This window comes from Rhodococcus sp. Q, assembly GCF_005503035.1.
Taxonomy (GTDB): Bacteria; Actinomycetota; Actinomycetes; order Mycobacteriales; family Mycobacteriaceae; genus Rhodococcus_G.
In genome coordinates this window covers 24,288-38,359 of sequence record NZ_SCOY01000028.1, presented here as the reverse complement: position 1 = coordinate 38,359, position 14,072 = coordinate 24,288, and the positions used below count along the sequence as shown (strand labels likewise).

General features: G+C 68.0%; 14 protein-coding genes. 7 read left to right on the top strand and 7 right to left on the bottom strand.

The features are described from left to right. Positions 1-26 precede the first annotated feature (26 nt). A complete protein-coding gene (locus FFS72_RS20695; protein WP_137875695.1) occupies positions 27-335 on the bottom strand; it encodes a hypothetical protein in 309 nt (102 codons plus the stop codon). 295 nt (positions 336-630) lie between these two features. Between FFS72_RS20695 and FFS72_RS20690 the strand changes: the two genes are divergently transcribed. From FFS72_RS20690 to FFS72_RS20680, 3 genes are read left to right on the top strand one after another with little or no spacing between them, the layout of a single operon-like run. Continuing rightward, positions 631-843, top strand: coding sequence for a heavy-metal-associated domain-containing protein (locus FFS72_RS20690; RefSeq protein ID WP_137875694.1), 213 nt, complete (start codon positions 631-633; stop codon positions 841-843). Beyond that, complete coding sequence (locus tag FFS72_RS20685) at positions 840-1,748, top strand: DUF8832 domain-containing protein (RefSeq protein WP_137875693.1); 909 nt, start codon at positions 840-842, stop codon at positions 1,746-1,748. The genes FFS72_RS20690 and FFS72_RS20685 overlap by 4 nt, the downstream gene beginning before the upstream one ends. 23 nt (positions 1,749-1,771) lie before the next feature. After that, positions 1,772-4,012 (top strand): heavy metal translocating P-type ATPase, encoded by a 2,241-nt coding sequence (locus tag FFS72_RS20680; RefSeq protein ID WP_137875692.1) that lies wholly within the window; start codon positions 1,772-1,774, stop codon positions 4,010-4,012. Between the two features lie 67 nt (positions 4,013-4,079). Here the strand turns inward: FFS72_RS20680 and FFS72_RS20675 are convergent, their stop codons facing one another. The 4 genes from FFS72_RS20675 to FFS72_RS20660 all read right to left on the bottom strand — a co-directional run bounded on the left by FFS72_RS20675 (position 4,080) and on the right by FFS72_RS20660 (position 7,535). After that, positions 4,080-4,346 (bottom strand): hypothetical protein, encoded by a 267-nt coding sequence (locus FFS72_RS20675; protein ID WP_137875691.1) that lies wholly within the window; start codon positions 4,344-4,346, stop codon positions 4,080-4,082. Positions 4,347-4,520: 174 nt separating this feature from the next. Beyond that, positions 4,521-5,210: an NUDIX hydrolase gene (locus FFS72_RS20670; protein ID WP_137875690.1), complete on the bottom strand. Its 690-nt coding sequence runs from the start codon at positions 5,208-5,210 to the stop codon at positions 4,521-4,523. Positions 5,211-5,475: 265 nt separating this feature from the next. Further along, positions 5,476-6,384: a 16S rRNA (adenine(1518)-N(6)/adenine(1519)-N(6))-dimethyltransferase RsmA gene (gene rsmA, locus FFS72_RS20665; RefSeq protein ID WP_137875689.1), complete on the bottom strand. Its 909-nt coding sequence runs from the start codon at positions 6,382-6,384 to the stop codon at positions 5,476-5,478. 23 nt (positions 6,385-6,407) lie between these two features. Continuing rightward, on the bottom strand, positions 6,408-7,535 hold the full coding sequence (locus FFS72_RS20660) for a resuscitation-promoting factor (protein ID WP_137875688.1): 1,128 nt from the start codon (positions 7,533-7,535) through the stop codon (positions 6,408-6,410). Between the two features lie 179 nt (positions 7,536-7,714). On the opposite strand from FFS72_RS20660, the gene FFS72_RS20655 reads away from it, so the two are divergent. Together FFS72_RS20655 and FFS72_RS20650 are read left to right on the top strand one after the other, a co-directional pair. Beyond that, positions 7,715-9,190, top strand: a complete 1,476-nt coding sequence (locus tag FFS72_RS20655) for an amino acid ABC transporter substrate-binding protein/permease (RefSeq protein ID WP_502704139.1) — start codon at positions 7,715-7,717, stop codon at positions 9,188-9,190. Further along, on the top strand, positions 9,187-9,933 hold the full coding sequence (locus tag FFS72_RS20650) for an amino acid ABC transporter ATP-binding protein (protein WP_137875687.1): 747 nt from the start codon (positions 9,187-9,189) through the stop codon (positions 9,931-9,933). Before FFS72_RS20655 ends, FFS72_RS20650 begins: the two co-directional genes overlap by 4 nt. Before the next feature lie 3 nt (positions 9,934-9,936). Here FFS72_RS20650 and FFS72_RS20645 read toward each other — a convergent pair whose 3' ends face one another. Together FFS72_RS20645 and FFS72_RS20640 are read right to left on the bottom strand one after the other, a co-directional pair. After that, complete coding sequence (locus tag FFS72_RS20645) at positions 9,937-10,401, bottom strand: DUF6578 domain-containing protein (RefSeq protein ID WP_137875686.1); 465 nt, start codon at positions 10,399-10,401, stop codon at positions 9,937-9,939. An 86-nt stretch (positions 10,402-10,487) separates the two neighbouring features. Then, positions 10,488-11,315, bottom strand: coding sequence for a TatD family hydrolase (locus FFS72_RS20640; RefSeq protein WP_137875685.1), 828 nt, complete (start codon positions 11,313-11,315; stop codon positions 10,488-10,490). 20 nt (positions 11,316-11,335) lie between these two features. Here FFS72_RS20640 and metG point away from each other — a divergent pair, with 20 nt between their 5' ends. Then, on the top strand, positions 11,336-12,892 hold the full coding sequence (metG, locus tag FFS72_RS20635) for a methionine--tRNA ligase (RefSeq protein ID WP_137875684.1): 1,557 nt from the start codon (positions 11,336-11,338) through the stop codon (positions 12,890-12,892). Between the two features lie 74 nt (positions 12,893-12,966). After that, positions 12,967-14,040 carry a DUF2786 domain-containing protein gene (locus tag FFS72_RS20630; RefSeq protein ID WP_137875683.1) on the top strand — a complete coding sequence of 358 codons (1,074 nt, stop codon included), beginning with the start codon at positions 12,967-12,969 and terminating at the stop codon, positions 14,038-14,040. Positions 14,041-14,072: the final 32 nt, after the last annotated feature.

Below are 14,072 nucleotides of genomic sequence, written 5' to 3'. Positions count from 1 at the left end.
ACTGTCGTCAGGACACCGGCACGACGTCACCCAATCGGGCCTCCGGGCGGAAAGATGCAGTAGTTCTCGCCCGACTGGAGATACCGCACGGCAGCGCAGACGGAGCTGAGCACCGGACCGACCGCATCGACGACCGGGGCCACGATCGTGCTGAGTGCTTTCACCGGATCGGCCCCTTCCAGGAGCACCGACCCCGCCTCGGACCCCGCGCTGGGGGTCTCGGTCCAGTCGAGCGAACCTGCCATGGCCGAACCACCACCGCCCACCAGCGCGCCTCCCAGCACAGTGGCAACGACGACCGTCGACAGCGCGCGACGGGCTGAACGTGATGACATGAAGAACCCCCGTGATCGACAGCGACGGTGCAGCACCGATCGACCATCGACCGGCACAACCAGACAACACCGCCCCGACGGCATGCTACGCAGCCGCCACCGAGTCCGACCGCGACTTCGAACATCCTGTCCAGCAACACTATTCGTTTAACGCTGTTCCCTTCCCGCACCGGCGAGCCCACCACGGGATCGCGATCGCGAAATTCCTTCGGTTCACGCCTTGCGAAAGGTACCCCCCGGGGGTATGTTCATCCGTGTTGATACCCCTACCCCGTATATGCATAAGGAGTCCGCAATGACCACCACCACCGCCACCTACACCGTCACCGGGATGACCTGCGGCCACTGCGCGACCTCGGTCCGCGAAGAGGTCGGCAAGCTCGACGGGGTCACCGACATCGCGGTCGACGTCCCCACCGGCCTCGTGACGATCACGAGCACCGCCCCCGTCGACGAAGGCGCGGTCCGATCCGCCGTCGACGAGGCCGGCTACACCGTCCAGTCATGAACACCGCCACAAAGTTGGCCGCCTACACCGGGGGGCTCGCCGCGATCTTCGCGGCGGCCCTCGGTGTCGGGGCAGCCGTCGGGAGCCCGATCGACATGCCCACCACCACGCACGAGACCCACGCCGCAACGTCGCCGGAATCCGAGACACCCGCGGGCCTACAGCTCTCCGACCAGGGCTACACCCTGACGGAGATCACCGCCCCTGCAGCCGCGGACACACCCGGCACGCTCGACTTCCGGATCACCGAACCGTCCGGCGCTGCGGTCACCGAGTTCACCGAGCAGCACGACAAGGCGCTGCACCTCATCGTCGTCCGTGCCGACACCACCGAGTTCCGGCACGTCCACCCGACGATGTTCCCCGACGGGACCTGGTCGATCGACTGGTCCTGGCCGACCGGTGGCACCTACCGGGTGTTCGCGGACTTCCAGCCGTCCGGCGGACCCGCCCTCACGCTGGGACGCAACGTCGACGTCGCGGGCGACTACTCCCCCGTCCCGACTCCGTCGCCGTCGCGGGTCGCCGAGGTCGACGGGTACCGCGTCGAGTTGGCCGGGGACCTGTCCACGTCCGGCGGTCCCCTCACCCTCACGGTGAGCCGCGACGGACAGCCGGTGACCGACCTGCAGCCCTACCTCGGCGCCTACGGGCACCTGGTCGCGCTGCGCACCGGTGACCTCGCCTACCTGCACGTGCACCCGCAGGGCGAACCCGGCGACGGCGTCACCGCACCCGGCCCCGACATCGTGTTCCACGCACAGGCTCCGAGTTCGGGGACCTACCGACTGTTCCTCGACTTCCGGCACGAGAACACGGTCCGCACAGCAGAATTCACCCTCGCCGCCGACGAAGCCGCCCCCACCACCACCGCACCCGTCGAGCCTGCCGGCCACGGGCACTGACAGATCACACGAGAGGAGTCACGATGAACCCCGTCGCACAGGCGCCGACCACGGGACAGGTCGAACTGCTGATCGGTGGCATGACGTGCGCGTCGTGCGCAAACCGCATCGAGCGCAAGCTCAACAAGCTTGACGGGGTCACCGCCACCGTCAACTACGCCACCGAGAAGGCTCGGGTCGACTACACCGGCGATGTCACCGCCGACGACCTCGTCGACGCCGTCGAGCAGGCCGGCTACACGGCGACGCTTCCCACACCCGCGGCCTCGTCGCCGGCGGCCGACGCCCCGGCCGAGGACGACCCGACCGCCGCGCTGCGCCGTCGACTGCTCGTCTCGCTCGTCCTCAGCGTGCCGGTGATCGCGATGGCGATGGTGCCGGCGCTGCAGTTCACCAACTGGCAGTGGCTCTCGCTCACCCTGGCCGCACCGGTCGTGGTGTGGGGCGCGCTGCCGTTCCACAAGGCCGCGTGGACCAACCTGCGGCACGGCACCGCCACGATGGACACGCTGGTGTCCATCGGCACCCTCGCCGCCCTCGGCTGGTCCCTGTACGCCCTGTTCTGGGGCACCGCGGGGGTCGCCGGGATGACGCACCCCTTCGAGCTGACCATCTCTCGCTCCGACGGCGCGGGCAACATCTACCTCGAAGCCGCCGCCGGGGTCACAACCTTCATCCTCGCCGGCCGCTATTTCGAGGCCCGCGCCAAGCGCCGCTCCGGGGCCGCGCTGCGCGCACTGCTCGAAATGGGCGCCAAGGAGGTGTCGGTGCTGCGCGGCGGCGTCGAACAGCGCATCCCCGTCGACCAACTCGCCGTCGGAGACGAGTTCATCGTTCGTCCCGGAGAGAAGATCGCGACCGACGGTGTCGTCACCGACGGCTCGTCTGCCGTCGACGCGTCGATGCTCACCGGCGAGTCGGTGCCCGTCGAGATCGGACCGGGCGACGCTGTCGTCGGCGCCACCGTGAACGTGGGCGGCCGGATCGTGGTGCGCGCCAGCCGGATCGGATCGGACACCCAACTCGCCCAGATGGCGCGACTCGTCGAGGACGCGCAGACCGGTAAGGCCAAGGCGCAGCGTCTCGCCGACCGGATCTCCGGGATCTTCGTCCCCATCGTGATCGCGCTGGCGGTGGCGACGCTCGGCTACTGGATCGGCACCGGGGGTTCCGTGGCCGCGGCATTCACCGCGGCCGTCGCGGTCCTGATCATCGCCTGCCCCTGCGCCCTCGGCCTCGCGACGCCCACGGCCCTGATGGTCGGCACCGGCCGCGGCGCCCAGCTCGGCATCCTCATCAAGGGCCCCGAGGTCCTCGAATCGACCCGCCGCATCGACACCATCGTCCTCGACAAGACCGGCACCGTCACCACGGGCACCATGACCCTGCTGGGCGTCCATGCGGCGCAGGGTGAGTCGGTCGACGAGGTGCTCCGGCTCGCGGGCGCACTCGAGGACTCCTCCGAGCATCCGATCGCGAAGGCGATCGCGACGGCAGCATCCGGGGTCGGGTCCCTGCCCGCCGTCGAGGAGTTCGCCAACATCGAGGGCCTCGGTGTCCAGGGAATCGTCGACGGACGCGCGGTGATCGTCGGGCGGGCACGCCTGCTGGCCGACTGGGCGCAGCCACTGACCCCCGAACTCGACAACGCCATGCGTGTGGCCGAATCCGAGGGCAGGACCGCGGTCGCGGTCGGCTGGGACGGCCGGGCACGGGGCGTGCTCGTCGTGGCGGATGCCGTCAAGCCCACCTCCGCGGAGGCCATCACCCAGCTGAAGGCACTCGGTCTGACGCCGATCATGCTGACCGGCGACAACGCGGCCGCCGCCCGCACGGTGGCCGATGAGGTCGGCATCGACGAGGTGATCGCCGAGGTGCTGCCGCAGGACAAGGTCGCGGTCGTCGAGCGACTGCAGGCAGAGGGCAGGGTGGTCGCGATGGTCGGGGACGGCGTCAACGACGCGGCAGCGCTGGCGCAGGCGGACCTCGGCCTGTCGATGGGCACCGGAACCGACGTGGCCATCGAGGCCAGCGACCTGACATTGGTGCGCGGAGATCTGCGGGCCGCGGCGGATGCGATTCGCCTGTCGCGGAAGACCCTGCGCACCATCAAGGGAAATCTGTTCTGGGCGTTCGCCTACAACGTCGCCGCCCTGCCGCTGGCCGCAGCCGGCCTGCTCAACCCGATGCTCGCCGGCGCCGCGATGGCGTTCTCATCCGTCTTCGTGGTCAGCAACAGCCTTCGGCTCCGCCGATTCAGGTAGGCGGCTACGCCGCTTGTGCGCCTTTCCGGTAGTCCAGCTACCGGAAAGGCGCACAAGCGTTTACGCCCTAACTTCCGAGATTGTCGATCGCCGTCGACCCGCCCACCAGGATCACCATGATCGTCTGGAGCGGATTGTCGATCACGATTTCGGCGAGGTCACTCCCCACATCCACCGAGCCGACCGGGGCGTATAGCAGGTTCCCGAGGACCGCGCTCCCGGTCTCGATCGGATCTTGCGCCGACGCGGTGCCCGCGCCGGCAGCGAGAGCACCGGTCAACAGCGCCGCCGCAGCCGCTGTCGACGCGATACGACGCCTGATGGATCGAGCCATACCATCCCCAATCACCGAAGGAACCGACCCCGCACGGATGCGGTCGTCGGCCGCGCCGTGTCGGCGCTCGCCGGACCCTACCCGCAGCGTGCACCCGGCGTGGCGGGTTCAAACAGCCTTCACCGCACCGTGATCGGTCGCGTCAACCGAGCAGAATTGCCATGCGCGCCGCAGTCATTTCGAGAACAGCGCCGCGGCCTTGGGCGAGAGGTGAGCCTCACCCCTGCGACGGAACAGTTCGGCAGGCCGACCCGCGCCGGTGGTGACCAGTTCGTCGGTCGGCTCCAGCGCGGCGATCACGTGTCGCCGGAAAGAATCCTTCTGCAGTCTTTTCAATCCGAAGACCACACGATAGAGCTCGTTGAGCTGGAGCACCGTGAACTGCTCCCCCAGAAGACGATCCGGATCCACTCGCTCCGCGTAGCGGTCCCGCAGGTCCTCGACGGCGAGCCGCACCATGTCCGCGTGATCGAAGAGCAGGCCCTCGGTGGCGTAACCGTCCGACACCGGAACCAGTGCGGCGTCGACGGGCAGGGCCGACTCCGGCAGCACAGCGGTGTGCGCCATCGAGATCACCCATCCGCGGTCGTCGCGCTGCGGATCGTCGAACATCGCCAACTGCCGGAAAGCGGCACCGGCGAGCCCGGCCTTGTCGCGCAACGCACGCTCGGCGGCATCGGCGAGTCGCTCCCCCGAATGCAGAAACGTTCCCGGTAGGGCCCGGCCCCCGAGCGTCGCGTGCTCGACGACCAGGACCTGGAGCGCACCGTCCCGGTAGGTCAGAACAGCGACGTCCACCGCGACCGACGGGCGGTCGTAGTCGGCGAACGTGTTGCCAGGCGAAGAATCTGCGCGTAAGGGCACATCCGCATGTTAACTCGATGCCGATCTAATTCGGCACAACGCCTCGATGCCCGCCCCTCTTGCACCGAGAGCCAAACGGTCCCCCGTGAACCCGTAGGCACCTACCTCCGGTGCCGAGCAGGAAACCCGAGGCGGCCGTGCCCCCGCCGATCCACCGGACATCACGATTCGAATGTTGCTGCCGCAACTGAGAATTCGTTCTGCACAACAACTCGCGACACCGGTCGACGCTGGTCGACTTCAGGACGAATCGTATTCCTTGCAGCTACGACTGGACGTTCGCCAGGCGCACGAACGCGGCCGCGTCGAGGACCTCGCCGCGGGCGGAGGGTTCGATACCGGCGGCGACCAACCGGCGCTCCGCCTCGACGGGCGAACCCGCCCAGGTCGCCAATGCGGCGCGCAGGGTCTTGCGGCGCTGCGCGAATGCGGCGTCGACGACCGCGAACACGCGCTTGCGGTGCTCGGCGTCCAGCGACCACGGCGCGTCCTCGTACCGATCGATGCGCACCAGACCGGACTCGATCTTCGGCTCGGGCCAGAACACCTGCCGCCCAACGGAACCCGCGCGCCGCACCCGTCCGAAGAAGCACGCCTTCACGCTGGGTACGCCGTAGATCTTGTTGCCGGGCTGCGCGGCGAGCCGGTCCGCGACCTCCGCCTGCACCATCACCAACGCGGTGCGGAGCGACGGGAACTCGGCGAACAGGTGCAGCAGCACCGGCACCGCGACGTTGTACGGCAGGTTCGCGACCAGTGCCGTCGGCTCGGCGGGCACCTGCGGCGGCATCACCCGCATGGCGTCCTCGAGGACCACGTCCAGCCTGCTCGACAGCTCCGGGGCACGTTCGGCGACAGTCGTGGGCAGCCGGGCCGCCAACTTCGGGTCGATCTCGACGGCGACGACCTTCTCGACCACGTCGAGGAGCGCCAACGTCAGCGAGCCGAGACCGGGGCCCACCTCGAGAACGACGTCGTCGCGGGTGACACCGGACACCGCCACGATCTTGCGGACGGTGTTGCCGTCGTGGACGAAGTTCTGGCCGAGTTGCTTGGTCGGCCTGATGTCGAACTCGGCCGCCAGCGCCCGCACCTCGGCGGGACCGAGCAGAGCCGCCTGCCCCCGCGGAGCGGATTCGGGCAGGTCGGAAGGGGCGGCGGATTCGTCGGACACCTGGTGAATCTAGCGCAGCGCGGTCAGCGCATGCCCAGTCGGCTCGTGCAGGACGGCCACGCACCCCAGCCCTGCGTCTGCTGGGTCTTCGACGCGATCGCGATCTGCTCCTCGCGGGTCGCGAGGTCCGCGCGGGGCGCGTACTTGAGTCCACCCTGGCGTTCCCAGGTGCTCTGATCGAACTGCACGCCGCCGTAGTAGCCGTTGCCGGAATTGATGTTCCAGTTGCCGGTTGCCTCGCACTGCGCGAGCGCATCCCAGGTCGCACCGTTGGTCACCGGCGGCACCTCGGTGCCGGGCTTCGCGCCGACGCGCACGGTCTTCGGCTTCGCAGGCGTGGTCACCGTCTCGGAGAGTTCGGCGCGGCCGGTCTCGACGCCGTTGACGGTGGTCACCGCGAACGTCACGTCCCGCACGCCCGGTGTGCCCGGGTGCTCCTCGATGGTGCGGCTCATGTTCATGGTCGGATCCTCGATCCGCTCCTCGGGCGGTGCGACCGGAAGCGTCTCGACCTTGTTCTCCGTGCGAACCCGGGTGACCCTCACGTCCAGCCCCTCGGTAACCGGGGTGTCGGCGGCGGGCTCGACCGTGTCCTGCTCCTCGAGCGGTGCCCCCTTGGCCGCGAGCAGTTCACCGACGGTCGGGGCAGCGAGCCGCACGTCCACGGCGGCGCCGCCACCGTCGGACAGGCGAACCACCTTGGGATTGATGACCTCGAGGTCAGCGCCCTCGAGCGGCAAACGCTCCGAGCGGGAGGCCGAGACGTGTACGTCGCCCGCGAGCCGTTCCTGCGAGAGCGCCTCGTTGACGGTCAGTGCCGTGGTCCACAGGGTCCGGGGCGTTCCGTCGACGGTCAGCGTCAACTCACGCGCCCGGCGCAACACAACCGTGTCGCCATCGGACACCGCGCTGCCGCCGGCAGGGGCGACGACGTCGTGCTCACCGATCGAGTAACCCGCGTCCTCGAGGACGGCATCGACGTCGGTGGACATCGTGTTGAGCGCAACGGTCTCGCCGTCGACGTCGACGAGAACGGTCTTGTGCCTGCTCACCGCCATTGCTCCGCCCGCGATCAGGGTCAGCAGCAGTGCGCCGACCACGAGTCGCAGCAGGGGTGAACGGGCGTTGTTGATTCGAGTGAGAGGTGACACTAGAAAGTCCTGAGCTATGGGTTACCGGGATGTGATCCCGGACTTGAGCGATCACGGTACGGTAACGAATAGGCAGAGCTCCGGCAACCACACGGGGCGTGACCAGCAGAAATGGGACGAGGCTCACTAACGTCGTCAAGCGTCACGACCGGGTACGACGAGCACGAAAGCTGGGTTGCATGAGCATGCCGAGGATCAGTCGGCGCGGCAGGCACGGCCGCACACGATCAGCCGTCGTCATCACCCTGACCGGGGTACTCGCACTGCTCGGCGCCTTGGTCGGCACGGGCTCCGCCGCGGCGCAGTCCGATCGCACGTACGTCATCGCCACCGACGTCACGTTCGCCCCGTTCGAGTTCCAGAACGAGCAGGGCGACTTCGTCGGAATCGACATGGACCTGCTCGCCGCCATCGCCGAGGACCAGGGTTTCGACTACGAGGTCAAACCGCTCGGCTTCAACGCCGCCGTGCAGGCACTGCAGTCACGGCAGGTCGACGGCGTCATCGCGGGCATGTCGATCACCGACGAACGCAAACTCGTCTTCGACTTCTCAGACCCGTACTTCGAGTCCGGTGTCCAGATGGCGGTGTCGAAGGACAACGACGACATCACCTCCTACGAGGATCTGCGGGGTCAGCGGGTCGCGGTCAAGACCGGCACCGAGGGTGCGGCGTTCGCGGACTCGATCAAGAACCAGTACGGCTTCACCACCGTCACCTTCGACGACTCCGCCAGCATGTACGACGACGTCAAGACCGGGAACTCCGTCGCCGTCTTCGACGACTACCCCGTCCTGCTGTACGGCATCGCTCAGGGCAACGGCCTGAAGACCGTCACGGAGAAAGAGGCAGGCGCCTCGTACGGCTTCGCCGTGTCGAAAGGCCAGAACGCCGAGTTGCTGAGCATGTTCAACGCCGGCCTCGCGAACGTGAAGGCCAGCGGCCAGTACGACCAGATCATCGACACCTACCTCGGCGAAGGCGCCCAGACAGCACAGGGCGACAACACGTTCTTCTCCCTGCTGCGCGACAGCTTCCCGCTCCTCATGGAAGGTCTCTGGCTCACCATCGTCCTGACCGTGGTGTCGTTGGCGATCGCTGTGGTCCTCGGGTTGATCTTCGGGTTCTTCCGGGTCTCGACCAGTCGCATCCTGCGCGGCATCGGCGTCACCTATGTCGACATCTTCCGCGGCACCCCGCTGATCGTGCAGGCGTTCTTCATCTACTTCGGCATCCCCGCGGCCCTGGACTTCAAGATGCCCGCCATTACCGCGGGCATCATCACCCTGAGCCTGAACGCGGGCGCGTACATCACCGAGATCATCCGGGGCGGCATCCTGTCCGTCGACAAGGGCCAGATGGAAGCGGCGCGCAGCCTTGGCATGGGATACCTGCCCGCCATGCGCAAAGTCGTCCTGCCGCAGGCTTTCCGGACGATGATGCCGTCCTTCGTCAACCAGACCGTCATCACATTGAAGGACACGTCGATCCTGTCCGTGATCGGCATCGCCGAACTCACCCAGACAGGCAAGATCATCATCGCCAGGAACTTCGAGTCCTTCAACATGTGGCTGATCGTCGGCATCTTCTACTTCGTCATCATCATGGCGCTGACCAAACTGTCCGACCGGCTCGAGAAGAGGATCAATCAGTGAGCGACACCGTCACCGCACCCAAGATCCGGGTCGCCGGGCTGAAGAAGTCGTACGGGGACAACGAGGTGCTCAAGGGCATCGACATCGACATCGCGGCGGGCGAGGTCGTCTGCGTGATCGGGCCGTCCGGCTCCGGCAAGAGCACCTTCCTGCGCTGCCTCAACCGGCTCGAGGACATCACCGGCGGATCCGTCGTCGTCGACGGCGTCGACCTCACCGAGAAGAAGGTCGACATCGACAAGGTGCGCCAGCACATCGGGATGGTGTTCCAGCACTTCAACCTGTTCCCGCACATGACTGCGCTCGAGAACGTCATGCTCGCGCCGGTGCAGACGAAGCGGGCCACCAAGGAGGAGGCACGGGAGAACGGCACCCGGTTGCTCGGGCAGGTCGGGCTCGCGGAGAAGAAGGACGCCAAACCCGCCAGCCTGTCCGGTGGTCAGAAGCAACGCGTCGCGATCGCCCGCGCCCTGGCGATGAACCCCGACGTCATGCTGTTCGACGAGGCCACCAGCGCCCTCGACCCCGAGATGGTCGGTGAGGTGCTGCAGGTGCTGCGTGACCTCGCCGCCCAGGGGATGACGATGGTCGTCGTCACCCACGAGATGGGCTTCGCCCGCGAGGTGTCCGACCGCGTCATCTTCATGGCGGACGGCTACATCGTCGAGGAGGGCACCCCCGAGGAGGTGTTCGGCAGCCCGCAGCAGCCCCGCACCCAGGACTTCCTGCGGAAGGTGCTCTGACGGTCACAGGTCGGCCAGGAACACGAACTCGGCCGCGTCTTCCACGTCCGGCACCACTCCGTCCGCCGACACGGCCAGCTCGACGAGGACACCCGACTGCGCGCGAGAGGCACGACCGTGAACGAACGCCTCGGCGCCCCGGAACCATCTCGGGCTGCGGAACATCCGCGTCAGTGAAGCGCTGCCGGGCACGGGCTTCCACACCCCGTCCTCGTCCTCGCGGTAGTCGTGGGTGACGAGCCGGACGCTCAGAACCGTGCCGGTGACCGTCGCGGTGATGCGTCGCCCACCGTGCGCGGTACCCACGGTGTGACCGTCGACGGTCTCGTGGTCGAGCAGTTGCCACGTGGAACACTCACCCACCCGCGGGGGCGGCGCGCAGCATTCGATCTCCCAGCACGGGATGAAGACGGTGACGATCTCGACGGTCGAGTCGACCGGGGTGGGTTCGGTGAACCGGTGACGCATGTGTCGCGCCCGCGCACTCGGAAGGGTCCGAGGCGCGACGGCCCCGGGCGCGGACGTACCTGTGCCGGGCAGCCTACGCCAGTTGCTCAGAGGCGGTAGACGCGTTCGGCGTTGGCGGTCGAGGCGGCGGCGAGCTCGAACGGGTCCTGGCCGCGGGTCTCGGCGAGGGACCGGACCGTGTACGGCAGGCAGTACGGCTCGTTGGGGGCGCCGCGGAACGGGTGCGGCGTCAGATAGGGCGCGTCCGTCTCGACCAACAGCTGGTCGTCCGGGACCAGCTTCGCCGCCTCGTGCAGCTCACGCGCGTTGCGGAAGCTGACGGTTCCCGAGAAACTGAGTACGTACCCGGCCTCGACGCAGGCCAGCGCCATCGTCGCGTCCGACGAGAAACAGTGGAAGATCACCGTCTCCGGAGCGCCCTCGTCGAGCAGCACCGTCAACAGGTCGTGGTCGGCCTCGCGGTTGTGGATCATCAGCGGCTTGCGCAGCCGCTTCGCGAGGTCGATGTGCCAGCGGAAACCCTCGACCTGATCCTCGACGGACGCACAGCCCTCGAGCTTGCCGGGCCAGTAGTAGTCGAGGCCGGTCTCCCCCACCGCGACGGTGCGTGGGTCGGCAGCGAGGCGTTCGATCTCTGCCTTCGTCGTGTCGTCGAGGACGTTCGCGCGCGTGGGGTGGATCGCGACGGCGGCGTACACCCGCGGGTCCCAGTGCGCGGCGTCGACGGCGAAACGAGCCGCGGCGAGGTCGTCGGCGACCGTCACGACGCGCCCGACACCGGCCTTCTCCGCGCGATCGATTATCGCAGCGACCGAGGTCGCGTCGTGCGCACCGCACGAATCGAGGTGCGTGTGAGCGTCCACGAGCGGAGAGAGGGGCTCGGGCAGGTCCGGGGCCGGACGATCCTTGGGCACACCGATACGATAGGCCCACCATGACTGCACCCAGCCGGCCCCCGTTCTTCATGACCACCGCGATCGCGTACCCCAACGGCGCCCCGCACATCGGGCACGCCTATGAGTACATCGCCTCGGACGCCCTCGCGCGCTTCAAGCGGCTGGACGGGTTCGACGTGTTCTTCATGACGGGGACGGACGAGCACGGCCTGAAGATGCAGCAGACCGCGGCGAAGGAAGGCATCGACGTCCGCGAACTCGCGGCCAGGAACTCGGACGTGTTCCAGGCCATGGACAAGGTGCTGAACATCTCCTACGACCGGTTCATCCGGACGACCGACGCCGACCACGAAGTGGCGTGCAAGGCGATCTGGGAGCGCATGGTCGCGTCCGGGGACATCTACCTCGACACCTACGCGGGCTGGTACTCCGTCCGCGACGAGGCCTACTACACCGAGGCCGAGACGACGCTGCAGGAGGATGGCAGCCGCATCTCGACCGACACCGGCACCCCGGTGGAGTGGACCGAGGAGTCCACCTACTTCTTCAAGCTGTCCGAGTACCAGGACAAGTTGCTCGCCCTGTACGAGGAGCACCCCGAGTTCATCGCGCCCGCGACTCGCCGCAACGAGATCGTCAGCTTCGTCTCCGGCGGTCTCAAGGACCTGTCCGTGTCACGCACCACCTTCGACTGGGGCGTGCCCGTTCCGGGCGATCCCTCGCACGTGATGTACGTCTGGGTGGACGCGCTCACGAACTACCTCACCGGCGTCGGGTTCCCCGACACCGACTCCGAGGCGTATGGCAAGTTCTGGCCGGCGAACCTGCACATCATCGGCAAGGACATCAGCCGCTTCCACACCGTGTACTGGCCCGCGTTCCTGATGTCTGCGGGCCTGGAGTTGCCGAAGCGGGTGTTCGTCCACGGCTTCCTCTACAACAAGGGCGAGAAGATGTCGAAGTCGGTCGGCAACGTCGTCGACCCGCTCGAGATGGTCGAGGAGTACGGCCTCGACGCCGTCCGCTACTTCCTGCTCCGAGAGATCTCCTTCGGCCAGGACGGCAGCTACAGCCACGAGGCCATCGTCGCCCGGATGAACGCGGACCTGTCGAACGAACTCGGCAACCTGGCCCAGCGGTCGCTGTCGATGGTCGCGAAGAACTGCGACGGTGCGGTGCCGACTCCCGGCGAGTTCACCGACGCCGACATCGCGCTGCTCACACAGGCCGACACCCTGCTCGAGAAGGTGCGCGCCGAGTTCGACGTCCAGGCCGTCCACCTCGGACTCGAGGCGATCTGGCACGTCCTCGCGGAGACGAACCGCTACTTCAGCGCCCAGGAGCCGTGGGTGCTGCGCAAGACCGACACCGCGCGCATGGAGACGGTGCTCTACGTGACGCTCGAGGTCGTGCGGATCGTCGGCATCCTCGTACAGCCCGTGATGCCGGACGCCGCGGACAAGATCCTCTCGATCCTCGGCCAGCGGCCCGAGTCGCGGCAGTTCGCCGACATCGCGACGCGGATCGTGGCGGGCACGGCCCTCCCCGCGCCGGCGCCGGTGTTCCCGCGGTACGTCGAGCCGGAAGAAGCCTGACGGTCGACTACCCCTGAAGACCGGCCCCACCTGGGCCGAAAGAACCTGTCGTACCCCTGGGGCACACTGCCCACATGGGGAGAAATCGAACAGACATTCGAGATGAACGCTCCGGCGACGACGACGTGTCCCTGCTGCGTCACGCCTACGAGATCGGCTGGCAACCGGGCGACGTCCTGCACGTCGCCCGGCGTGGCCTCGCCGCGGTCGAGCTGGCATCGATCGCCCTGCTGATCCAGCGGGAGGCCCACCGCAGCGGCGCCTGGGCGCGGGCGCCGCTGCACTGGGTCGATCAACTCAAGGCGATCGCGGACACCTATCCGCGGCGACGCGACGAGCCACACCTCGCGCCGACGGCAGCCCGACTGCTCGGCCAGCTGGCACCGCTGCGCCGGCTGTGCCCACCACCGTCGCAGTGGCCCGACGTGCGCTCCGACGACGCGGTCGCAGGCACGGACGCGAAGGTACTGGGACGGATCCGCGGACTGCTCGCCAAGGCCGAGAGCACCGAGTTCACCGAAGAGGCCGAAACCCTCACGGCCAAGGCCCAGGAACTGATGACCCGTCACTCCGTGACGACGGCACTGCTCGACGCCTCCGCGCCCGGGCGCACGGTCTCGGTGCACGCCAGACGAGTTCACCTCGACCGGCCCTACAGCAAGCAGAAGGGCCTACTGCTCACCACGGTGGGCGACGCCAATCACGTCCGCACGCTGTTCAATCCGGTGGACGCGATCGCGACCGTGGTCGGGACCCCGGCCGATCTCGAACAGGTCGATCTCCTGTTCACCTCGCTGCTGGTCCAGGCCACCCGCGCGATGCATACCGCAGGCTCGAGCGGAGCGAGTTCGGCCGCGTTCCGGCGCGCCTTCCTCTACGGCTTCGCGGTGCGCATCGGCCAACGCCTCACCGAGGCCGAGAAGTCCGCCACCGCCGAGGCGGTGATCGAAGCGGGTGTCACGTTCGGGGACCTGCTCCCCCTGCTCGCCCGCCGATCCGACGCGGTGCAGACCGAGGTCGACCGACTGTTCGGGCCGGCGCTGCGCTCGTGGGGGTTCACGGTCAGCGATCGCGCCGGGATCGCGGCCGGACGAAGCGCCGCCGACGCCGCACATCTCGCGCCCGACCGACGGGCCGTGGCCGGATAACGGGCCGTGGACATGCTGCTTGGCACGCTCGC

Excerpts from the sequence above, each read along its gene's own strand:
- FFS72_RS20655 (WP_502704139.1), top strand. The coding sequence starts at position 7,715 with ATGAGCATGCCGAGGATCAGTCGGCGCGGCAGGCACGGCCGCACACGA.
- metG (WP_137875684.1), top strand. The coding sequence starts at position 11,336 with ATGACTGCACCCAGCCGGCCCCCGTTCTTCATGACCACCGCGATCGCG.
- FFS72_RS20690 (WP_137875694.1), top strand. The coding sequence starts at position 631 with ATGACCACCACCACCGCCACCTACACCGTCACCGGGATGACCTGCGGC.
- FFS72_RS20695 (WP_137875695.1), bottom strand. The coding sequence starts at position 335 with ATGTCATCACGTTCAGCCCGTCGCGCGCTGTCGACGGTCGTCGTTGCC.
- FFS72_RS20680 (WP_137875692.1), top strand. The coding sequence starts at position 1,772 with ATGAACCCCGTCGCACAGGCGCCGACCACGGGACAGGTCGAACTGCTG.
- FFS72_RS20630 (WP_137875683.1), top strand. The coding sequence starts at position 12,967 with ATGGGGAGAAATCGAACAGACATTCGAGATGAACGCTCCGGCGACGAC.
- FFS72_RS20645 (WP_137875686.1), bottom strand. The coding sequence starts at position 10,401 with ATGCGTCACCGGTTCACCGAACCCACCCCGGTCGACTCGACCGTCGAG.
- FFS72_RS20675 (WP_137875691.1), bottom strand. The coding sequence starts at position 4,346 with ATGGCTCGATCCATCAGGCGTCGTATCGCGTCGACAGCGGCTGCGGCG.
- FFS72_RS20685 (WP_137875693.1), top strand. The coding sequence starts at position 840 with ATGAACACCGCCACAAAGTTGGCCGCCTACACCGGGGGGCTCGCCGCG.